Consider the following 21,670-nt stretch of genomic DNA (forward strand, 5'->3'; position numbering starts at 1 on the left):
GGACAATCTAGCAACTGCAGTCACAGATAAACCAATCAGACAAAACGCGAAAAGGCCTGAAAGTCATAGCAGTTCAGACTTTCAGGCCTTTTCGGACAGCGGAGATCAGTCAGTGGTTCAGCGCGTTCCGCTCGCGCCGCCGTCGAGTGGGATCACCGTCCCGGTCACATAAGCCCCGGCACGCGAAGACAGGAAGATAGCAAGACCTGCGGCATCCTGAGGAGTTCCGACCCGGCCCAACGGGACCGAGTCCGCCACAGCCTTTGCCCTCTGCTCGTCTTCGAGAAGGAAGGCCATCATCTTCGACGGGAACGGACCCGGTGCAATGGCGTTGACCGTGATCTGCTCCCCCGCAAGCGTTGCCGCCAACTTGCGCGTCAACATGTGCACCGCAGCCTTGCTGGCTCCGTACGAGAAGTTCTCCGAACCCGAAACCACGAGCCCGTCGATCGATCCGATATTGATCACACGCGCGGGATCTTCCGCAGTGGCCGCAGAACGCAACTGTGGCAACAGCTTCTGAGTCAAGAGGAAGATCGCCTTGACGTTGATGTCGAAGATCTTGTCGAAGCCGGCAGCCGGAAAATCGTCGACGGGAGCGCCCCACGTGGCACCGGCGTTGTTGACCAGTACGTCGAGCGTCGGCGAAATCTCCGCGACCTTCGCAGCGAGGCTCTCGATCCCCTCGTCGGTGGACAGATCGGCCGGGTGCGAGATGCAGGTGCCGAACTCGGAAAGCTCCCGCGCGGCTTCGTCACATGCTTGCGCCTTGCGGGCCGAAATAACTACCGTCGCTCCGCCTTCGACAAATCCACGAGCGATCATGTATCCGATACCGCGTGATCCGCCGGTGACCACGACAGTCTTTCCACTGACGTCGAACAGTCCCTCGATCAAGCTCATGCGACCTCGAAAAGCCCGGCAGCACCCATGCCGCCGCCGATGCACATGGTCACGACGACGAGCTTGGCTCCGCGCCGTTTGCCTTCCAGGAGTGCGTGGCCGACCAGACGAGCACCCGTCATTCCGTACGGATGACCCACGGAGATACCACCACCGTCGACGTTGTACTTCTCGGGATCGATCCCGAGCTTGTCGCGGCAGTACAGAGCTTGAGAAGCAAACGCCTCGTTCAGTTCCCAGAGATCGATGTCGTCGACCTTCAGCCCGTGCAGGTCGAGCAGACGCGGAATCGCGAATACCGGGCCAATTCCCATCTCGTCCGGAGCACAACCCGCGACAGCCATGCCGCGGTAGATGCCGAGAGGAGCCAGGCCGCGACGTTCTGCCTCACCGGCCTCCATCAGGACCGATGCGGACGCGCCGTCCGATAGCTGAGACGAGTTGCCCGCAGTGATGGAGGAATGAGCACTGACAGTCCCGTCGGCCAGAACCGGACGCAGACTCGCCAGCCCCTCCAACGTGGTGGACGCGCGGTTGCCTTCGTCCCGGGCCAGCGTCACGGACTCGCTGCGGATCTCACCCGTCTCCTTGTCCTGCACCTGCTTGATCGAGGGCAGCGGGACGATCTCGAGATCGAACCGACCTGCGTCCTGTGCCGCTGCGGTCCGCTGTTGCGAGACGAGCGCGAACTCGTCCTGCTGCTCGCGGGTGACCCCGTAGCGCTCGGCGACGATCTCGGCCGTGTGCAGCATCGGCATGTAGATCGACGGCTTGTTTTCCTTCAGCCACGGATCGGCCGCACGGAAGTTGTTCATGTGATCGTTCTGGACCAACGAGATCGATTCGACGCCGCCGCCGACCGCGATCTGCATTCCGTCGTCCACGATCTGCTTGGCTGCGGTTGCGATCGCCATGAGCCCGGATGAGCACTGACGGTCGATCGTCATTCCGGAAACGGAGTCCGGAAGCCCGGCCCGCAGTACAGCTTGCCGCGCGACGTTGCCGCCGGAGGATCCCTGCTGCAGCGCGGCGCCGAGGATGACGTCCTCGACCTCACCACCCTCGAGGCCCGCGCGCTGCACTGCATTCGAAATGGCATGTGCAGCAAGCTCTTGAGCCTGAGTGTTGTTGAACGCGCCGCGGTAAGCCTTACCGATCGGGGTACGGGCGGTGGAAACGATGACAGCTTGCCTCATCGGGGAAACCTTTCGTCGAACACGAAGTGCTGTGCGCCTTTATTAACCGCCGGGGGTTAATAAAGGCGCACAGCAAAGAGTCAGGGCTGGAACACGACGCGGCCGACAGTGGTGCCGTCGCCGAGGCGACCGATACCGTCGGCAACGTCCGTCAACGACAACCGCTCGCTGATCAGTGGTTTGACCAGGCCGGCATCGGCGAGCCTGGTGAGCTCGACGTGGCAATCGTCGATGGCCTGCTGGTTGTAGGCCTTGTACAGCCCCCAGTGCAGACCGATGATCGAATAGTTCTTGATGAGAGCATGATTGAGAGCCGGCTGCGGAATCGTGCCACCGGCGAAGCCGATGATGACGATCCGTCCCTCGAAGGCGATGCACTTGGTGGACTTCGCGTAGGCATCGCCGCCGACCGGATCGAAGACCACGTCGGCGCCCTTTCCGCCGGTGAACTCCTTGACCGCTGCCACGAAGTCCTCGCTGTGACGGTCGACCACCAGATCGGCCCCGAGCTTGCGCGCGTACTCTGCCTTGTCCGGCCCACCGACGACACCGATCACCTTGGCGCCTGCCGCCTTGCCGAGTTGCACTGCAGCGCTACCCACTCCACCCGCAGCGGCGTGCACCAACAAGGTTTCGCCCTCGAGCAGTTGAGTGCGGCGATGCAGAGCGAACCACGCTGTCTGATAGCCGATACTCAGCGCGGAGGCTTCTGCGTCGTCGAGAGCCGACGGCGCCGGGAACGTGTTGTTCTGATCCAGCACCGAGTACTCGGCGAATCCGCCGGACGGCAGACTCGGGTTACCGATCACACGGTCACCCACCGCGAACTTGGTCACCGATTCACCGACCGAGACCACTTCACCACACAGTTCGACGCCGGGGGTGAAGGGCAGCGGCGGCTTGATCTGATACTCACCGCGGCACATGAGGACGTCGGGGAAGTTGGCCGGAGCGGCGAGCACCTTGACCAACATCTCCGACGCATTGGGGGTGGGATCCGCGGTCTCCTCCAACGCGAGTACATCGCGGGGTTCACCGAGTTCGTTGACGCGCCAAGCCTTCACAACAATTCTCCAGACAGATAGTGGGTGAGATTCAGGACGAGATCGGGAGGTCGACCAACTCGGCGAGACGTGCCCGATGCTGATACGCGGTTCCCAGCGACAACTGATCGCTCTTCGCCCGCTTGAGGTACAGGTGCGCCGGATACTCCCACGTCATTCCGATTCCACCGTGGAGTTGGACGCATTCCTCGGCAGCATGAACCGCGACGCCGCTGCAGAATGCCTGGGCCACCGTCGCTGCGATCGCCGCATCTTCGTCGCCGCGTGCATAGGTGTCCGCCGCATATCGTGCTGCCGCTCCCGAAGAACTGACTTCGAGCCAGAGATCGGCGAGGCGGTGCTTGATCGCCTGGTAGGAACCGATCGCGCGGCCGAACTGCTTGCGCTCCTTCACATATGCGAGTGTTGTTTCGAGGCACCACTGAGCCACGGCGAACTGTTCGGATGCCAGCAGTGCGCTTCCGCAGAGCAACGCTTCCTCAACCGCCTGAACCGCATTGCCGCTGTCGACCCGCACCGACGGCGCCCCCGAGAACTCGACGTCCGCCAAGCGGCGCGTCATGTCCAGGGACAGAACCGGAGTGACGGTGGCGTCGGCGATCCGAACGGTGTGCAGTTCCACACCGCTGTCACCGGCAACCGGAACAACAAGAACATCGGACTCGGCGACGCCGGCGACCGTCGTGACGCTGCCGACGAGTCCGCCAGCCGTTGCCTTGACAGTGGGGGTGAACGTTCCTGGTGCAGTGGACAACGGGACGACCAGAGCAGCTGTCGAATCGCCCGCGGCCAATTGACCGAGCACCTCGGTCTCACCGGCTTTCAACAACGCCGTCGTCGCCAGCACAGCGCTGGTGAAGAACGGAACGGGGGCGACCGCACGTCCGATCTCCTCCATCACGACTGCCGCCTCACGTGTGGACGCACCTGCCCCGCCCAACTCCTCGGGTACCAGCAGTCCCGCCAAACCGAGTTCCGACGCCAGTGACTTCCACAGTCCGGTGAAGTCGGCGGACACGTCGTCGTAGGCCGTGACCACGGTCTCGGCGCCCGCCCGCTCACTCAGCAGTCGTCTGACGCTGGCACGCAGATCTTGTTCGGTCTCGGAGTACAGCAGATCGGCGCTCATCGGGGTAGGTCCTTCCAGGCGATGTCCTTGTCGACGCGATGCTCGGGCGGCAACCCCAGTACGCGTTCTGCGATGACGTTGCGCAGGATCTCCGACGTTCCGCCCTCGATCGAATTGCCCTTGGCTCGTAGGTACCGGTATCCGGGTTCACGGCCGGTGAAGTCGACGGAATCCGGTCGACGCAGCGTCCAGTCGTCGTAACGCAGACCGGCTTCGCCGTACAACTCGAGGTCGAAACCCGAAATCTGCTGGGCCAAACCGGCAAACGCGAGCTTCATTCCCGAGCCTTCGGGGCCGGGCTGTCCGGCAGCGAGCTGCTGGCGAAGTCGCTCACCGGTCAAACGCGCGACCTCCGATTCGGTCCAGAGCCGCATCAACTCGTCGTGCATCGCCGGGTTTCGCAGCTCGGGCTCGTCGCGCCAGGCCTGCGCAACCTTTCCGATCATGCCGCCCTCACGCGGTGCGCCCGAACCGATGGCAACACGCTCGTTGTTCAGGGTGGTGGTCGCAACCTTCCATCCCTGACCTTCGGCTCCGAGGCGATTGGCGTCCGGAATCCTGACGTCCGTGAGGAATACCTCGTTGAATTCGGCCTCGCCGGTGATCTGGCGCAGCGGACGGACGTCGACGCCCGGGTCGGTCATGTCGCAGATGAAGTAGCTCAGACCCGCATGCTTGGAGCGCGACGGATCAGTCCTGGCCACCAGAATCGCCAGCTGCGCGTTCTGCGCACCCGACGTCCATACCTTCTGTCCGTTGACTATCCAGTCGTCGCCGTCGCGGACAGCGCGGGTAGCGACGGCCGCGAGGTCCGAACCTGCGCCGGGTTCACTGAACAGCTGGCAGTAGACCGTCTCCGCAGTCCACAACGGGCGCAGGAACTTCTGCTTCTGCTCCTCGGTACCGAAGGCAGCGATGGTCGGTGCCGCCATGCCCAGGCCGATTCCGTTCTTGCCGGTGGCCGGGCCGGGTGCACCGGCGGCCTCCAGCTGAGCGTTCACCTGACGCTGAAAGCTCTGCGGTACACCGAGTCCCCCATGACCTTCGGGGAAGTGAACCCACGCCAGCCCGGCGTCGAATCGTGCGCCGAGAAAATCCGATACCGACACACTGCTCGGATCGTTCTCCGCGAGAAGCGTGTTCACCTTGTCGGTGAGGTCACGCGATACTGCCTCTTCGTCGAAAGCCATGCCCATTCCTTCGGTTCGAGCGGTGAGCGGACGGTCAGTCCTTGGGTCCACCGGCAACGTAGACGACCTGACCGGAAACAAAGCCTGCGCCTTCGCTGACGAAGAACGACGCGGTGTGCGCGATGTCCTCGGGCTGTCCGACGCGATTGACCGGAATCTGCGAAGCGGCAGCGGTCTTGAAGTCCTCGAACCCGACGCCCATGCGCTCGGCCGTTGCAGCGGTCATCTCGGTTTCGATGAATCCGGGGGCAATAGCGTTCGCGGTCACCCCGAACTTGCCCAGCTCGAAGGCCAATGTCTTGGTGAAGCCCTGCATTCCGGCCTTCGCAGCGGAGTAGTTGACCTGTCCACGATTACCGAGAGCCGACGTGCTCGAGAGGTTTACGATGCGGCCGAACTTCGCTTCCACCATGTACTTCTGCACCGCACGCGACATGAGGAACGCTCCGCGCAGGTGGACGTTCATCACCGAATCCCACTCGGCAACGCTCATCTTGAACAGAAGGTTGTCGCGAGTGATGCCGGCGTTGTTGATCAGTACGGTGGGTGCACCCAGGTCTGCGGCCACACGATCCACCGCTGCGGCGACCGAAGCCTCGTCGGAGACGTCAGCGCCGACGGCCAGCGCCTGGCCGCCTGCAGCCTTGATCGCGTCGACGGTTCCGGCACACGCCGCTTCGTCGAGGTCGAGCACGGCGATGGCAAAACCGTCTTCCGACAGTCGCTTCGCCACTGCCGCACCGATTCCGCGTGCTGCACCCGTGACAATTGCGGTTCTACGTTCCTGGCTCACTGGCCCTCCATAATTTCGTGATTCGACGGACACCGGACGATCTCGTCAGATCCCGGCCTGATCTGCAATTTCCCTGGCTTTGGCCACCAAGGCGTCAATACGTTCCACGGTGGGAGTTCCGCTCTCGGCGGCATTCTGCGGTTCGTCGCGGGCACGACGCATCACGCCTTCGGCGATCACCGCAATCTTCCACAGTCCCAAGGTGTGCCAGAACTTCAGCGCAGCTGGATCCCGTCCGGTGGCCTCGAGATAGATCCGGGAGATCTCCTCTCGCGAGGGGAATCCGGGGAGTGCCGACGCCGGGAAGTCGCCGCCCGTGTTCTCCCCCGCTGCCGGCCAGTACGCCAACAAGCTTCCGACATCCGCCAACGGATCACCGAGAGTGCAGAGTTCCCAGTCGAGGGCCGCGACAACTTCGCCGTTCTGAGCGGAGGTGATCACATTGCGCAAGTGAAAGTCGCCGTGCACCAACGTGGTTTCGGTATGAGCAGGCTGAGCTGCAATCAAGCGTCGCGTGAGATCGTCCAGATCGGGGCATTCCCGCGTCTTCGACTGTTCCCACTGCCCACCCCAACGCTTCAGCTGCCGTGCAGCGTAGGGCTTGTGGCTTGCCAGGTCGTCGAGGCCGGCCTTCTTCAGATCCACGGCGTGTATCTTCGCCAACGTCTGAGCCAGCGAGATGCCGATTGCCCGACGACGATCTTCCGACAACGCCTCCGCGAGAGGCATTCGATCGACCACTTCGCCGTCCACGAATTCCATGAGTAGCAGGGGAACTTCGGTGACGGCCGGGTCCTCGGTCAACCCGAATACTCGCGGTGAAGGTACATCCGTGGATTCGAGAGCGCTCAGGATTCGAGCTTCGCGCGCCACGTCGTGTGCCGAGGCCAGAAGGTGGCCGAGCGGTGGGCGTCGTAGAACCCAGCGATGGCTGCCCTGATCACGTACCAGGTATGTGAGATTGGACTGCCCCAGGCCGATTCGATCGAAGGACAGCGGCCCGCTGAAGTCGATCCCCAGGCCTGCGATCCACCCGGTGACCGCTTCGGTATCGAGTCCCACGACTCCGACGCTAGCCACCTACCGACGCTCCTTGCCGAAACGGGAGTGCGTCGCCCAACAACTGGCCACCGTCGATGGTCATGATCTCGCCGGTGATCCACTGGGCCGCATCGGAAACCAGGAAGGCGATGGCCGCAGCGACGTCCTCGGGTTCACCGATGCGTCCGAGAGCGGTAGACGCGGACACCGCTTCTTCGTGTTCTTTCCACAGTGCTTCGGCGAGTTTGGTTCTCACCACTCCCGGAGCGACTGCGTTGACACGGATCTTCGGCGACAACTCGAGCGCCAACTGCTTGGTGATGTGGATCAGAGCAGCCTTCGACGCGTTGTACGTACCGATCCCGGCCTCGAACGCCATGCCGCCGATCGAGGCGGTGTTGACCACGGAACCGCCGTGCTCGCCCATCCAGGCCCGCGCTGCCAGGCCGGTCCACAGGACTGGAGCCCACACGTTGACGTCGAAGGTCTTGGCGAAGCGCGAGTGATCCTGATTGATGATCGGCCCGAACGACGGGTTGGTACCCGCGTTGTTCACCAAGATGTCGAGACTGCCGAAACGCTCGATGGTCTGCTCGACGCACTTGCGGGCAGCATCCTCGTCCGTCGCGTGTGCGCCGACACCGATCGCGTTACCGGTCACCTGTGCGGCGGCCGCATCTGCGGATTCCTGTGAGCGCGAAGTCAGTACGACGTTTCCGCCCGCCGCCGCAATCGCCTGCGCGGTCGCGAGGCCGATGCCCCGCGATGCGCCGGTGATGATCGCCGTCTTACCTGTGAGATCCAGTCCTGCCATGTCAGTTCGCCTTGACTTCGCGGTACTTGCGCAGCTCCTGCTTGGCGATGGCGCGCTTGTGCACCTCGTCCGGGCCGTCGGCCAGACGAAGAGTGCGCATGTGGGCGTAAGCCATCGCGAGCGGGAAGTCGTCCGTGACGCCGCCGCCGCCGTGAACCTGGATGGCGCGGTCGATGATCTTGAGCGCGATGTTCGGCGCCGCGACCTTGATGGCCGCAATCTCGGTGCGCGCTTCCTTGTTGCCCACCGTGTCCATCATGTGTGCGGCCTTGAGCGTGAGGAGTCGAACCATCTCGATGTCGATACGAGCTTCGGCGATCCAGTCCTGGATGTTGGCGTTGTCACTGACGGGCTTTCCGAAGGTGATGCGGGTGGATGCGCGCTTGCACATCAGTTCCAGTGCGCGCTCGGCCATTCCGATTGCACGCATGCAGTGGTGGATGCGGCCGGGGCCGAGACGGGCCTGGCTGATCGCGAATCCTTCACCCTCGCCAGCGAGAATGTCCTTGGCCGGGACACGCACGTCCTCGAAGGTGATCTCGCCGTGTCCTTCGCGGTCCTGGTAACCGAAGACCGGCAGGTTACGCAGGATCGTGACACCGGGAGCGTCGATCGGCACGACCATCATCGACTGCTGACGGTGCGTCGCGGCGTTGAAGTCGGTCTTGCCCATGACGATCAGAACCTTGCAGTTCTGATGCAAGGCGTTGGAAGCGAACCACTTACGGCCGTTCAGTACGTACTCGTCGCCGTCACGGTCCATGCGGAGCTGGATGTTGGTGGCGTCGGAGCTGGCAACCTCGGGCTCGGTCATCGCGAAAGCGGAGCGGATTTCGCCTTCGAGAAGCGGCTTGAGGTACTTCTCCTTGTGCTCGTCGGTGCCGAAGAGCGTGAGCACCTCCATGTTTCCCGTGTCCGGAGCGGCGCAGTTGGTGGCTTCGGAGGCCAGGTGGCTGCGGCCCATGATCTCTGCGAGCGGTGCGTATTCCAGGTTGGTCAGGCCGGGGCCCCATTCGGGATGGGGATGGAAGAGGTTCCACAGCCCGCGGGCCTTGGCTTCCTTCTTCAAGTCGTCGATGATCGGCGGCTGAAAGTGCGGGTTACCGGACTCACGCATCTGCTCTTCGTAGACCGCTTCGGCCGGGTAAACGTGCTTGTCCATGAAATCGAGCAGTTCGGCCTGGTACTTCTTGGTGCGATCCGAGAACTCAAACACTGACATGTGAACTCCTGACAGAGAGGGAAGGAAATTTGGGGGCTCGATGTTCGAGATGGCTGTTGACGCCCTCGACGACGTCCGGGCCGTGAAATGCGTTCAGCATCAATGATTCCGTACGCCTGGCGGAATCGGTGAAGGTCGAGTGCGCGTCGGCACTCATCTGAGACTTGATGACGGAGAGTGACGTCGGTGAGCAGTTGGCCGCGATGTCCTCGGCGTAGGCAACCGCTGCGTCCAGGACGTCACCACTGGCGACCAGGTGGTCGATCAATCCGATGCGGTACGCCTCGTCGGCATCGACCATTCGGCTCGAGAGCAGAAGATCGACAGCGCGGCTGTGACCGACCAAGCGGGGCAACATCCACGAGATGCCGTACTCCGCAATCAGTCCCCGGCGCGCGAATGCGGTGGTGAATCGTGTTGCGCTCGAGCCGAAACGAACGTCGCAGTAAAGGGCCTCGACCATACCGAGGCCGGCAGCCACGCCGTTGACGGCAGCGATCAGCGGTTTACGGATGGTGGTCGGAAAATCGCGGTCTCGCGGTCGGACCAGATCACTTTCGGAGACTTCGCCGACGTTCTTCAGATTGCCGAGGTCGGCCCCTGAGCAGAATCCGCGGCCGGAGCCGGTGACGACAATTGCTCGGACACTGGGATCTTGGTCTGCCACGGCCAGAAAGTCGTAGTACTGATCTTCGAGCTCGTTGGTCCACGCGTTGAGAACGCGGGGCCGATTGAATGTCAGAACCAGCACCGCTCCTCTCTGCTCGGAGAGGACAAGTTCCTCGGTCATCGCGTTCCCGCGAGGAGCGAAGCCTGGTACCGGCGCATCCCGCGCAGCCAACGGTCGTAGTCGGCGCCCTTCTGCCGGTACATGTCCAGTACGTTCTTGTGCGGAAGGATGAGGAATTCCTCGGCATCTACTGCAGCCAGGACGATTTCGGCGCATTCGGCAGGCTCGAGAACATTGCCTGCCGCCAGCACAGCTCCGGTTGCAGCCTTTCCGACCGGATCTCCGGAGTTCTCGCCCTCGTAGAGAAGCTTGGTGTTGACGCCCATCGGACACAGGCAACTGACACGAACGCCCTGATCTCCGTAGGTGATCGAGAGCCACTCGGCAAACGCGACCGCAGCATGCTTGGTTACCGAGTACGCGGCGGATCCGACCTGACTGAGCAAGCCGGCTGCAGAGGCCGTGCTGATGAAGTAGCCCTCTCCGCGCTCGGTCCACCCGGGGACGAGGAGCCTGGCAGCGCGAATGTGGGCGCGGACGTTGACGTCGATCGTCGTGTCCCAGACGTCCTCGCTGATGTCGAGGCCCATGCCTCCGGTGACGCCGGCATTGGCGAAATAGAGGTCGACCGGGCCGAATTCCTTTTCCGCCTGCGCGATCAGGCCCGCAATGACTGTCTCGTCGGAGACGTCGCCACCCGCAGACACGGCCGCTCCGGGATGCTCCGCATTGATCGCCTCGGCCACCGCTGACGCTGCCGCTCCGTCGAGGTCGGCTACTACGACGCGAGCGCCCTCGGCAGCCAGTCGCTCGGCCAGCGCACCGCCGATTCCCCCGCCGCCACCGGTGACAATTGCTACCTTCTGGGCAACCTTCATGAGCGATTCCTCTCGCTTGCGTCATACCTACGCGCTGACAGTGATCCACGTCTCCCCTCATGTATAGTTGAATCCGGCGTCAGTTTCAACCGTCGAATCGTGACGCTCACCCGAACGGCCCGTTCCGTCCTCCTGAACTGCGAGTAAAGGGATCAACGATGACTGAAAACCAATTGCCCGTCCGCCCGTCCACCTTCGCCGAGCTCGAGAAGCTCATCGGCCAGGAGCTTGGCCCGACGGAGTGGTACGACATCACCCAGGAGCGCATCAACGCGTTCGCCGAAGCCACGAACGATCATCAGTGGATCCACGTCGACCCGGAACGCGCTGCATCGAGCCCGCTCGGCAGCACCATCGCGCACGGACTCTTCAGTCTCTCGCTCGGCCCACAGTTCTCCTACCAACTCATCCACTTCGACGGCTTCGCACACAGCCTCAATTACGGCTACGACAAGGTGCGCTTCCCCGCCCCGGTCCCGGTGGGATCGCGGGTCCGCATGCGCGCAACCGTCGTGTCCGCGGAGCAGTTGCCCGGCGGAATCCAGGTGAAGATGAGCCAGGTGGTCGAGCGCGAAGGTTCCGACAAGCCCGTCGTCGTCGCCGAATCTGTCGCTCGCGTCGTCGAGAAGAGCTGAACCGAGAAGAGCTGAACCGAGACTGGTATGCCCCGGCCGCTCGAACATCGATGCAGCCGGGGCAACTCGCCACGTCAGGATCGGTCAGGGAACTTGAGAGCGTTCGCCCACAGGTCGGTCACCGTGGCGACAATCTGATCGAACTCCGGCGAACGCCCGTCCACCTCACCCTCACGGAGAGTGAACAGACTGTAGGCGAGGCGACTCACCATGCCGGACAGAGCAATTGACGACGTCATCGGATCCAGCGTCGTGTCCGCGATGCCGCGGGACTGCAGATCGGCAATCCCGCGGGCGTTACGGCGAATGAACGCATTGGCGCGCTCGCTGCGGAACTTCCGGAACTCCGGGTCGATGTGGGCAACCTGCTCCATGAGACCCATCAATTTTGCATTGCGTTGGTACGCGGCCAGATACGCCCGATTGCTCGCCTCGAGCACCGCATAGGGATCGTCCGCGCCGGCAACACGTCCCATACCCGGGTGCATCATGTCGTCTCGCGCGACCTCGAGGACGGCGGCGAACACCTCTTCCTTGTTCGCGAAGTACGTGTAAAACGATCCCGTCGCGCAGCCGGCTTCTTTGGCGATGTCGATGAGGCGGGCGTCGAGATAGCCACTGCGCTCGAAAACCGTACGGGCAGCAGCTACTAATGCTGCGCGCGTACGAGTTCCCCGCTCGGTAGTGGGCCGATCCCGGAGCAGCGCGGGCGGAGCCACCGGCAAGGCGGCAATTCGCGATTCGTCGTCGAGCACAGTGCGCTCCCCATCCTTTGAGCCATCGTTCGGGGCCGACATCATTTTGGGACAATCCCAGCAGACTCGATGTTGACGCCGGATTCAAGTGTACGCTCTGGTGAGACCCAGGACACACAATCGGTCGATTCCTCCCGAAAGGCAGAACCATGGTTAGCGTTCTCGACCCGGTGACCCGTCACGCGGAAGCCACTCCGGACAATATTGCGATTCGCGGCACGGACAATCACTGGACTTACCGACAGCTCCACGACGCGTCGCTGGCGTTCGCCGGCCGCATTCGCGACGAAGGGTTGAGCGTCGGCGACCGCGTTCTGCTCGCGGCGCCGTCGGTGCCGGAATTCATCGTGGCGTACATGGGGATTCAGGCCGCAGGTTGTGTCGTGGTACCGATCAACACGATGTCGGCGCAACCCGAAGTCGAGTACGTTCTGGACGACGCGGAGATTTCCCTGGCCATCGCCTGGCATCAGCTCGGCCCCGCAGTCCAGGACGCAGGGACTGCGCGTGGCGTCCCGGTGTGGACGCTCACCGAAGAATCGGCGAAGGCCGACCATGCACCGGCAACCGTGGTCGACCGCGACGCAGCAGACACCGCGGCCATTCTCTACACCTCCGGCACCACCGGACGCCCGAAGGGCGCTCAGCTGACAGTCGGGAATTTGTTGTCCGCCGGTGAGATCGGCGCCGAGAGCAGCCGCGGAAACCCCGCCGACCGCACCGGAACCGGACTGCCACTCTTCCACATCTTCGGCCAGGGTTCGGTCATGATGGCAACCTTCACCGGCGGCGGATCACTGTCCCTGCTCGCCCGGTTCGACCCCGCCGCCATGCTCGATCTGGTGCGTCGAGACAAGCTCACAATCATGGCCGGCGTCCCCACAATGTGGAATGCCATGCTGCACGCTGCCGCCGACGTGGACAGCTCCGACTTCGAACAACTGCGTATCGCGATCTCCGGCGGAGCGTCACTGCCCGGTGAAGTGGCACGCGCCTTCGAAGCACGTTTCAACTGCACGATCCTCGAGGGCTACGGCCTGACCGAGACGAGCGCGTTCGGAACTTTCAACAGTATCGACCGCGTCGCAAAGATCGGTTACACCGGCCGCGCCGTACCGCGCACCGAGGTCGAGGTGCGTGATCACGACGGAAATGTCTGCGAGGCATGCACAGTGGGCGAGGTGTTCATCAAAGGACCGACGGTCATGAAGGGATACTGGAAGCGCCCTGACGACACTGCCGCCGTCCTGTCCGACGACGGATGGTTCCGCACCGGAGACCTCGGCGAGACCGACGCCGACGGTGACCTTCGCATCGTCGACCGCGTCAAGGACCTCATCATCCGCGGTGGATACAACGTCTATCCAGGCGAGGTCGAAGAGGTGCTCTACCAGCACCCCGACATCATCGAGGCCGCGGTGATCGGTATACCCGACGACTACTACGGCGAGGAGGTTGCGGCGGTGGTGGCCGTGCGCCCAGGCTCCGACCTCGAAGCAGATGACGTCACCTCTTGGGCTCGGGAACGTCTGTCCGCCTACAAGATTCCCAGGGTCGTCCAGTTCATCGACGCACTCCCCAAGGGGTCGACGGGAAAGATCCTCAAGCGATCGATCGACCGGTCCGAACTCCTCGCCCAGAAGCAGAACTGAAAACACAGGTGAGCCCCGGCGAGATTTCGCCGGGGCTCACCTGTTCACGAGCGCAGAGAGCGCTGTCAATGTACTCAGAGAGCTCCGCCCATGCGCTCAGAGAGCGTCGAAGTACTCGATCTGCGGGGCGCCAGCCAGGAAGGGCGCCATCGCCTTTCCGGCAGCCTGGAAATGCTCGGACGTTCCGTGCGCCTTGATGGCAGCGCCGTCCTGATACAGCTCCATGAACTTGTAGGAGTTCGTGTCCGTCTTCGAGCGGATCAGTTGATACAGAACCGTTCCGGGCTCTTCCGTGCGCACCTTCTCGGCGAGTTCGGCGACTACGGCTTCGAACTGCTCGCCGCTTCCGTCCTTGACGGTGATATCCGCGATAACAGCAATCATTCATTCCTCCAAAAGTGTTCCAGCAGTATTCGAGTATTACCGAGCAACCTACAGTTTCACTGCGTGGGCAGTAGTCCGAACGTCGATTCCAATTGCCTACGAGTACTTTCCGCGTCGGTGTGGAGAATGCCCGCAATCCCCAAACGGGCCGCTCCGTCGAGGTTCTGTTGCAGATCGTCGATCATCACGGCGTCTTCGGGCGCGACACCCAGGCGCTCGCACGCGATGGTGTAGATCTGACGAGAGGGCTTGCGAATCCCGACTTCCGACGAGATCACCACCTCGTCGGCCAGGTCTTCGAGGACAAATCCCGCATAACAATCACGCCCGAAAGCGTTGGACACGAGCGCAACAGGGTGTCCCGCCGCCCGCACGTCTGCGAGCAGACGCACCATCTCCTCGTCTCGAATCAGCCCGGCCTGCATCCGGTCGACCAACCCCACGCTGTCGACGACGGCGCCGTGCGCACGTAGACGTTCCCCGAATCCGGCCTCGAATGCTTCCTGGTCGATCTTTCCTGATTCATGATCGGCGAGCAGCCTCTTCGAGACGTCGTCGCGGGAGAGCAGGGTCAACGGAAGCCGCGGGTCACCGCCAAGCGAGGCTCCGAAGTCCGCGAAGGCCTGCAGAACACTGGAGGTGAGGACTCCACCGAAATCGACGAGCACTGCCGTACGCGTGAGTGTCATTACTCCATCAGACACCAAACATGAACTCGGCGTCAACATCAATTTTGATGCAGCGAGAATTGTAAAGTGTTGATCCACAACCTGTTGACCGTATCGAGCAGACCGTCGAAGGTCACTCCGGCGGCGCCGTCCGCGCCACCGCGGGACACGAAGTAACCGAACGCAAGTCGACTGATCATTCCGGAGAGCGCGCGAGAGGTCAGCAGCGGATCCAAATTCGCGTCCGCCAGACCGGCTTTCTGCAGCTTCTCGATGCTGCGGGCGTTGCGACGTACAAACGCATCAGCGCGCTCGAGGCGGAGAACCCGGAACTCCGGATCGATACTTGCGACTTGCTCGAGCAGCCCCATCAGCTTCGCGTTCCGTCGGTACGCCTCGAGGTACGCGCGGTTACTCGCCGCGATGACCTCAGCAGGATCCGCGCCTTTCGGAGTGTGCGGCATACCCGGATGCATCATGTCTTCGCGAGCCAACTCCATCACTGCTGCGAAGATCTCTTCCTTGCTCGCGAAGTATGTGTAGAAGGTACCGGCCGAGCACTGCGCCTCCACCGTGATGTCGATCAGCCGCGAGTCCAGATAGCCGGACCGTTCGAAGACCGTGCGGGCCGCATCGATCAACGCTCGACGCGTACGCAAACCACGCTGAGTGGAGGGGAGTTCCCGTGACACTGTCGACGAAGCATCTTCGGAGCCTGTGCGCGCTGCAGCCATGCTCCAGTTATACGTCAGACGCCCGCTACCGGTGACCGATAGCGGGCGTCTGCTCGAATCCGAAAGAGTTACTTGGCGTACAGGTGCGCGCCCGGAATTGCGTTCGGATCGTCCCGAACTTCCTTCGGGTTGGTCTCTTTCAGCACCCAGGCACTGAAGAAGGTCACCAAGCCCATGAGTGCTACGAACACTGCAACCCACGTCGTGGTTCCGGTCTTCGCGATAAGTGCTGTCATGATGAACGGAGTGCCGCCGCTGACCGTGATCGCAGCCAATTGGTATGCCAGCGATGCGGCCGAGTAACGCACGTTGGGCGCGAACAGCTCACCCATGTACGCCGCGATCGGCCCGTAGGTCATCGACTGGAACACACTGCCGACCGTGACTGCGATGAAGAACAGCGGCAGGGACTTGGTGTTGATCAACCAGAAGTACGGGAACGCCCACACAACGATCGCCGCAGCGCCGATCAAGATCATCGGACGACGCCCGATCTTGTCGGACATCTTCCCGGACCACAGCACCACTCCGACGGTCAGCAACGCACTCAGGAGCGAGATGATGAGCAGCGAGTTCCGCTTCAACCCCAGTTCGGTTGTGCCGTAGCTGAGCACGCCGGCGATGCTGATGTAGAACAGCGCGTTGGTGGCAGCGAGCAATCCGCAGCCGAGCAGAATCTTGCGCCAGTGATCCTTGAGCGCCTGAGCCAACGGAGCCTGAACGACGACATCCTTTTGATTCTTCTTTGCGTCTTCCTGCAACTCGAGGAATTCCGGCGTGTCCTCGACCTTCGTCTGGATGTACAGAACAACGGGGAAGAGCAGCGCGCTGGCGAAGAACGGAACCCGCCAACCCCAACTCAGGAACGCGTCGTTGGAAATGGTCGCGGTCGCGACGAGGAAGACCAGGTTGCCCAGGACAACACCGAAGGAGACACCCATCTGACCGAAAGTGCCTGAGAAACCACGCTTCTTGGGACTCGCGGATTCGGTGAGAAGAAGGACGATTCCACCCCACTGCCCACCGCAGGCAAGACCCTGGATGAATCGCAGCGTCACAAGAAGGATCGGAGCGACGACGCCGATCGCCGATGCACTCGGAATCGCGCCGATCAGGAAGGTTGCGACAGCCATCAGCAGCAGGCAGGTGACCACCGCGGGCTTGCGTCCGTACTTGTCACCGTAATGCCCCGCGACCAACCCGCCGATGGGACGAGCTACGAACCCGGCCCAGAACGTACTGAACGAGAGCAGTGTGCCCATCAGTGCCGAGGAATCGGGGAAGAACACATGCGGAAAGACCAGTGCTGCAGCCGTTCCGTACAAGAAGAAGTCGTACCACTCGATGGAACTGCCGAGCAGTCCGGCGCCTAGAAGTTTGCGGTGCGCTCGCTTCTTCTTTCGGTCCTGATCGGACAGGCCCCCTGCCTGCGTGCTCGAATCCACTGCCGATCTCGTCATGGGTTACTCCTCGATGGGTCGGACGCTCGTCGCGCCGGGAGTTGAGAAGTCGAATCGGAGCCAGAAGTAGAAACTGACACCAACTTCAACTCTGTGGCGTTGCGATCAGTCTGCGATACAAAAAGAGTGATGTCAATCACTGAAATACATTGCCGCATAAGGGACTTAATCCCCTACCAATTCCCGGCAGCAACCACGACGAATGGCCGACTCACCTTGACGGCGGCCGGCAATTCGTTTGTCAGGTAGATCTAGTTCGGAACCCTCAGCTCGCGACGAAGAATCTTGCCGCTCGACGTTTTCGGTAGGTCATCCATGATCTCGACGATGCGCGGATACTTGTATGCTGCAAGCCTTTCCTTGCAGAATTCGACCAGATCCTCGGTGGTCGCCTCGGAGCCGTCTTTGAAGGAGACAAAGGCCTTCACAGTTTCGCCGCGATACGGGTCCATGACACCGACGACGGCAGCTTCCCGCACGGCAGGGTGTTCGTAGAGAACATCTTCCACTTCGCGCGGCCACACTTTGAAGCCCGAGGCATTGATCTGATCCTTCATCCGGTCGACGATGTAGAACCAGCCGTCGCCGTCCATGAAGCCGATGTCTCCGGTGTGAAAACGCCCGCCCGGCATGGCATGTGCGGTTTCCTCCGGCTTGTTCCAGTAACCGAGTGCGACCTGTGGACCGGAGACCACGATCTCGCCGTACTCACCGATCTGTACCGGCTTGTCGTTCTCGTCCACTACCTCCGCGTACGTATTCGATACCGGCACACCGACGGCGACCGCTCCCGACGCCGGATCCACTGGCGCTTCACGAGAATTCGGTACGACGATTGCCGGGCTGTTCGTCTCGGTCAGCCCGTAGCCGTTGTGAATGTAGTGACCGAACTTCGACCGGAACGCTTCCAACGCCGCGTGCGGAATCGGCGCACCACCCGAGTACACCGACTCGAGAGTGCTCAGCGATTCCTTCGAGACTGCGGCGCTGTCCGTCCACGCGATGAACACGGTGATCGCACCGATGATCGCGGTGGCCCGATGCTCCGAAATCGATTCCGCTGCAACGATGGGATGGAATCGGCAGGTCAGAATCGTGGGTGCGCCGGCCAGGAGTGGAGCCGCAACGTGCCCGATCAATCCGGTGATATGGAACAGTGGCGCCACCGCGAACATCGCGCCGCCTGGCCGCAGTCCCAGCCAGTCCCGATAGATCTGTGCCGCGAACACGACATTCGCGTGCGTGTTCATCGAACCTTTCGGCGGGCCGGTTGTTCCCGACGTATAGGGAAGGTAGGCGAGGTCTTCCGGGCCGAGCTCGACCCGCCCGGGCGTCTGTCCTCGATGAGCCTCGATCAATTCCAGTAGGTCAGGAAATCCCTCGTGGCGAATCCTGGACGCCGAACTGAAGATCCGTTCGTCGTCGCGCGACTGAAAATCCAGTTCGGACGTAGTGATGACCCGTCGCACTTCGGTGCCCGCAGACGCAGTCGCAACCGTCTGGGCCGAAGACTCCAGACAGATGACCGCTACCGCGCCGCTGTCGATGAGAACGGTGGACAGTTCACGGTCCCGGTACATCGGATTGACCGGAACGACGACGGCGCCGAGTTTCCACACCGCGACCGTGGCGATCACGAACTGCGGAACATTCTGCAGGACAAAGGAAACTCTGTCTGCGAACCCGATTCCGTCCTCGGCTAGGGCTACGGCAAGCGCGTCCGACATCTCGTCGAGTTCGGCAAAGCTGACAGACCTGTCGAAGTACCGGATGATCGGGGCGTTGCGATCACGCTCCAGCGATGCACGAAACATCTCGAGGGCGTTGACGTGCTCGATGTCTACGTTCGGCGGAGTGTCAGCGTCGTAATTGGCGAGCCAGGGCTCGCTCTCGTACACGTTGGTCATAACTCAGCTCTCGAAGTACCGACGTGGGTTGTCCACCAGCATGATGTTGATCTGATCCTCGGTGACGCCACGTTCGAGCAGAGTGGGGATGACCTGATCGCTGATGTGGGTGAAGTTCCAGTTCGGTACCGCGGCCGCCTTTGCTTCACTGGAGAACCAGTCGATGAAGCACGAGGCGTCATGTGCCAGAACCATTTTCTCGGCATAGCCACGACGAGCCAGTTCCACGACGGTGTTCACCCGCTCCTCGAACGGGAGCAGAACATCGAGACCGAAGCGGTCCATCCCGAGTAGCGAGCCGGCATCGGCGAGAGCGCACAGGTAGTCGAGGTCGGTCGAATCACCCGAATGCCCGATGACTACCCTGCTCAGATCTGCACCTTCCTCGGCCAAAACCTTCTGCGCAACGAGGCCCGATTCCGTATGCGGGTTCGTGTGAACCGTGATCGGTACCCCGGTTTCGACCTGTGCCTGACCGACCGCTCGCATCACCCGCTCGACGCCGGGAGTCAGACCAGGTTCTTCGATGGCGCACTTGAGGAACGACGCGCGGATGTCGGTGCCGGCAATGCCGTCCTTGATGTCCTTCACGAACAGATCGACCATCGGCTCGCGAACGTCGAACAGCAATCCTGGTCCTGTGTAATGGAATTGGAACGGAATGTCGTTGTACGTGTAGACGCCGGTCGCGACGATGATGTTGAGGTCGACCTGCTCGTTGATCCGGGCGATACGCGGAATGTAGCGACCGAGTCCGATGACCGTGGGATCGACGATCGTGCTGATCCCTCGTGACTTCAGCTCGGACAGCTTGGTCACTGCATCGGCTACTCGAGCCTCCTCGTCCCAAGGCTCCGGGTAGTCGGGATAGTTCTGACGCATCTCCTCACCCAGAACGAAGACATGCTCGTGCATCAACACCTTTCCCAGATCGGCTGTGTCCACCGGCCCACGAACGGTTTGTACTGAACTCATCGATCGAACCCCTGACTGTGATCGCCATCACTAACATGAGACAATGAGCTAGTGTGTCTCACGTCGCCTGGTTCGTCAATAGGCTCGATCCACCCGAAACCCACCTCTGTACGACCGCCGAAATTGTGCAGTACCGGACAACCGGAGAGAATGTCCCGATGCCTACCGACCTCGAACGCCGACGCGCGATCGACACCGCCGCGAGCATGTACCTCGCGGAGGAACCACTCGACATGTCACTGCTTGCCGACCGTCTCGGGGTAGGCCGCGCGACGCTCTACCGCTGGGTCGGCAACCGCGACGAACTGCTCGGAACAGTGCTGGCCGAAGCGACCGAACGGACTTACCGCAAAGCGATGTCACAGGCGTCGGGCCAAGGTCCGGAGTACATCCTCGACGTCTTCGGCCGCGTCATGCGCTCGGTGGAATCATCGACCGAACTGCGCGCGCTGACCAAACGTGAACCCATGGTGTTCATCAAGCTCGCGATGATGCCCGGTTCGATCGAGTCGATCTCCGCCTCCATCACCGCCGAGATACTGCAGTCCCAGGTCGACGCGGGCCAGTTGACCATCACACTTTCGCCACAAGTGCTGGGCGAAGCCCTCGTTCGTATTTGCGACGTACACCTCTACGCGCCCCTACTCGGACGAGAGAAGGCCGAGATCGAGACGGCCCTCGACCTGATCGCACTGCTTCTCGGCGTCACCCGCATCTGACGGGACCGGCCGAGTGAGCGCTGCTGCGACACACCCGCCAACCCAAGTCCTCAGACGTCTGAGGAGTTGCTACCCTGTCGGTACCCCCCACGAGAGGCAAGCCGTGTCCGACGACCACACAGGATTCACACTTCGCAGTGGTCCCCTGGTACCGCAACTCGAACAGTTACTGCGCGGGCGAATCATGCAAGCGACGTGGGCACCGTCCGAGCGCATCCCCAGCGAGGCGGCCCTTGCCGTCGAACTCGGCGTCGGACGCTCCTCGATTCGCGAGGCCATCCGTCTCCTCGCTCGCGACGGGCTTCTCGAGGTTCGGCACGGCGTCGGAACCTTCGTGGCTGCCGCGTCCGAACTCGAGCACGTCGACGAATTCACGAAGCTTCTGCGACGCTCACGCATCCTGGAGGTCTTCGAAGTGCGTCGCGCACTCGAAATCGAGGCCGCCAGGCTGGCCGCGGAGCGCGTACAACCCGAGGACCTCGACGGCCTGAGGCGACGATTGACCATGCGACACAGCCATTTCGAAGGCGATGTCGAGAAGTTTGTCGACGTCGACCTCGACTTTCACACCGAAGTCGTTCGACTGTCCGGAAATGCGGTTCTGCTCTCACTGTTCACGTCGGTACGTCCGCTCCTTCGTGAATCCCTCGTCGAGATGATGGCCCACGAGGCCGGCGTCCCCGACACCTCGCATGCCCACGATCAGTTGGTCGAAGCACTTCAAGATGCCGACCCCGAAGCCGCGGTAGCGGCAACCCGAGCGAACATCGACACCGTCCTACGACGCCTGCGTGTGCTCGACGCCTGAGAGAGGTTAGTTC

At 62.1% G+C, this 21,670-nt stretch carries 22 protein-coding genes; 4 read left to right on the top strand and 18 right to left on the bottom strand.

What is annotated here, in order from left to right; translation table 11 throughout:
- Positions 1-117: 117 nt before the first annotated feature.
- From ACFT1A_RS13730 to ACFT1A_RS13780, 11 genes are all read right to left on the bottom strand, one after another.
- Complete coding sequence (locus ACFT1A_RS13730) at positions 118-903, bottom strand: RhlG family 3-oxoacyl-ACP reductase (protein ID WP_378447424.1); 786 nt, start codon at positions 901-903, stop codon at positions 118-120.
- Complete coding sequence (locus tag ACFT1A_RS13735) at positions 900-2,099, bottom strand: acetyl-CoA C-acyltransferase (RefSeq protein ID WP_378447425.1); 1,200 nt, start codon at positions 2,097-2,099, stop codon at positions 900-902. The genes ACFT1A_RS13730 and ACFT1A_RS13735 overlap by 4 nt, the downstream gene beginning before the upstream one ends.
- A gap of 80 nt (positions 2,100-2,179) precedes the next feature.
- Positions 2,180-3,163, bottom strand: a complete 984-nt coding sequence (locus tag ACFT1A_RS13740) for an NADPH:quinone oxidoreductase family protein (RefSeq protein WP_378447426.1) — start codon at positions 3,161-3,163, stop codon at positions 2,180-2,182.
- A 31-nt stretch (positions 3,164-3,194) separates the two neighbouring features.
- Entirely contained in the window at positions 3,195-4,292 is a 1,098-nt protein-coding gene (locus tag ACFT1A_RS13745; RefSeq protein WP_378447427.1) for an acyl-CoA dehydrogenase family protein, read from the bottom strand.
- The gene (locus ACFT1A_RS13750) at positions 4,289-5,482 is read right to left on the bottom strand and encodes an acyl-CoA dehydrogenase family protein (RefSeq protein WP_378447428.1); all 1,194 of its coding nucleotides are present in this window, start codon (positions 5,480-5,482) and stop codon (positions 4,289-4,291) included. Before ACFT1A_RS13750 ends, ACFT1A_RS13745 begins: the two co-directional genes overlap by 4 nt.
- Positions 5,483-5,516: 34 nt before the next feature.
- Positions 5,517-6,275, bottom strand: coding sequence for a 3-oxoacyl-ACP reductase FabG (gene fabG / locus ACFT1A_RS13755; protein ID WP_378447429.1), 759 nt, complete (start codon positions 6,273-6,275; stop codon positions 5,517-5,519).
- Between the two features lie 45 nt (positions 6,276-6,320).
- Positions 6,321-7,355: a phosphotransferase family protein gene (locus ACFT1A_RS13760; protein ID WP_378447430.1), complete on the bottom strand. Its 1,035-nt coding sequence runs from the start codon at positions 7,353-7,355 to the stop codon at positions 6,321-6,323.
- Positions 7,348-8,130 (bottom strand): SDR family oxidoreductase, encoded by a 783-nt coding sequence (locus ACFT1A_RS13765; protein WP_378447431.1) that lies wholly within the window; start codon positions 8,128-8,130, stop codon positions 7,348-7,350. The genes ACFT1A_RS13760 and ACFT1A_RS13765 overlap by 8 nt, the downstream gene beginning before the upstream one ends.
- Position 8,131: 1 nt before the next feature.
- The gene (locus tag ACFT1A_RS13770) at positions 8,132-9,352 is read right to left on the bottom strand and encodes an acyl-CoA dehydrogenase family protein (protein ID WP_019745701.1); all 1,221 of its coding nucleotides are present in this window, start codon (positions 9,350-9,352) and stop codon (positions 8,132-8,134) included.
- Positions 9,339-10,142 carry an enoyl-CoA hydratase-related protein gene (locus ACFT1A_RS13775; protein WP_378447432.1) on the bottom strand — a complete coding sequence of 268 codons (804 nt, stop codon included), beginning with the start codon at positions 10,140-10,142 and terminating at the stop codon, positions 9,339-9,341. The genes ACFT1A_RS13770 and ACFT1A_RS13775 overlap by 14 nt, the downstream gene beginning before the upstream one ends.
- Entirely contained in the window at positions 10,139-10,960 is an 822-nt protein-coding gene (locus tag ACFT1A_RS13780) for an SDR family oxidoreductase (RefSeq protein WP_347874960.1), read from the bottom strand. The genes ACFT1A_RS13775 and ACFT1A_RS13780 overlap by 4 nt, the downstream gene beginning before the upstream one ends.
- A 158-nt stretch (positions 10,961-11,118) precedes the next feature.
- On the opposite strand from ACFT1A_RS13780, the gene ACFT1A_RS13785 reads away from it, so the two are divergent.
- Positions 11,119-11,595 carry a MaoC family dehydratase gene (locus ACFT1A_RS13785; RefSeq protein WP_003942878.1) on the top strand — a complete coding sequence of 159 codons (477 nt, stop codon included), beginning with the start codon at positions 11,119-11,121 and terminating at the stop codon, positions 11,593-11,595.
- A 74-nt stretch (positions 11,596-11,669) separates the two neighbouring features.
- On the opposite strand, the gene ACFT1A_RS13790 is transcribed toward ACFT1A_RS13785, so the two are convergent.
- Positions 11,670-12,395 (bottom strand): TetR/AcrR family transcriptional regulator, encoded by a 726-nt coding sequence (locus ACFT1A_RS13790; protein ID WP_378447433.1) that lies wholly within the window; start codon positions 12,393-12,395, stop codon positions 11,670-11,672.
- Between the two features lie 104 nt (positions 12,396-12,499).
- Between ACFT1A_RS13790 and ACFT1A_RS13795 the strand changes: the two genes are divergently transcribed.
- On the top strand, positions 12,500-14,002 hold the full coding sequence (locus ACFT1A_RS13795; RefSeq protein ID WP_378447434.1) for an AMP-binding protein: 1,503 nt from the start codon (positions 12,500-12,502) through the stop codon (positions 14,000-14,002).
- 96 nt (positions 14,003-14,098) lie between these two features.
- Here ACFT1A_RS13795 and ACFT1A_RS13800 read toward each other — a convergent pair whose 3' ends face one another.
- The 6 genes from ACFT1A_RS13800 to ACFT1A_RS13825 all read right to left on the bottom strand — a co-directional run bounded on the left by ACFT1A_RS13800 (position 14,099) and on the right by ACFT1A_RS13825 (position 20,130).
- Positions 14,099-14,386 carry a putative quinol monooxygenase gene (locus tag ACFT1A_RS13800; protein WP_230817338.1) on the bottom strand — a complete coding sequence of 96 codons (288 nt, stop codon included), beginning with the start codon at positions 14,384-14,386 and terminating at the stop codon, positions 14,099-14,101.
- A gap of 56 nt (positions 14,387-14,442) precedes the next feature.
- Positions 14,443-15,075 (bottom strand): HAD family hydrolase, encoded by a 633-nt coding sequence (locus ACFT1A_RS13805; protein WP_378447435.1) that lies wholly within the window; start codon positions 15,073-15,075, stop codon positions 14,443-14,445.
- 38 nt (positions 15,076-15,113) lie between these two features.
- Entirely contained in the window at positions 15,114-15,788 is a 675-nt protein-coding gene (locus tag ACFT1A_RS13810; protein ID WP_378447436.1) for a TetR/AcrR family transcriptional regulator, read from the bottom strand.
- 68 nt (positions 15,789-15,856) lie between these two features.
- Complete coding sequence (locus tag ACFT1A_RS13815; protein WP_378447437.1) at positions 15,857-17,248, bottom strand: MFS transporter; 1,392 nt, start codon at positions 17,246-17,248, stop codon at positions 15,857-15,859.
- Positions 17,249-17,499: 251 nt separating this feature from the next.
- A complete protein-coding gene (locus tag ACFT1A_RS13820) occupies positions 17,500-19,155 on the bottom strand; it encodes an AMP-binding protein (RefSeq protein ID WP_378447438.1) in 1,656 nt (551 codons plus the stop codon).
- A gap of 3 nt (positions 19,156-19,158) precedes the next feature.
- Entirely contained in the window at positions 19,159-20,130 is a 972-nt protein-coding gene (locus tag ACFT1A_RS13825) for a phosphotriesterase (RefSeq protein ID WP_378447439.1), read from the bottom strand.
- 158 nt (positions 20,131-20,288) lie between these two features.
- Here ACFT1A_RS13825 and ACFT1A_RS13830 point away from each other — a divergent pair, with 158 nt between their 5' ends.
- Positions 20,289-20,849: a QsdR family transcriptional regulator gene (locus tag ACFT1A_RS13830; protein WP_378447440.1), complete on the top strand. Its 561-nt coding sequence runs from the start codon at positions 20,289-20,291 to the stop codon at positions 20,847-20,849.
- Between the two features lie 103 nt (positions 20,850-20,952).
- Positions 20,953-21,657 (top strand): FadR/GntR family transcriptional regulator, encoded by a 705-nt coding sequence (locus tag ACFT1A_RS13835; RefSeq protein WP_095972837.1) that lies wholly within the window; start codon positions 20,953-20,955, stop codon positions 21,655-21,657.
- The last annotated feature ends 13 nt before the right edge of the window (positions 21,658-21,670 follow it).

The organism is Rhodococcus sp. NPDC057135 (assembly GCF_042670865.1).
In the GTDB taxonomy this organism is placed as follows: Bacteria; Actinomycetota; Actinomycetes; order Mycobacteriales; family Mycobacteriaceae; genus Rhodococcus_F.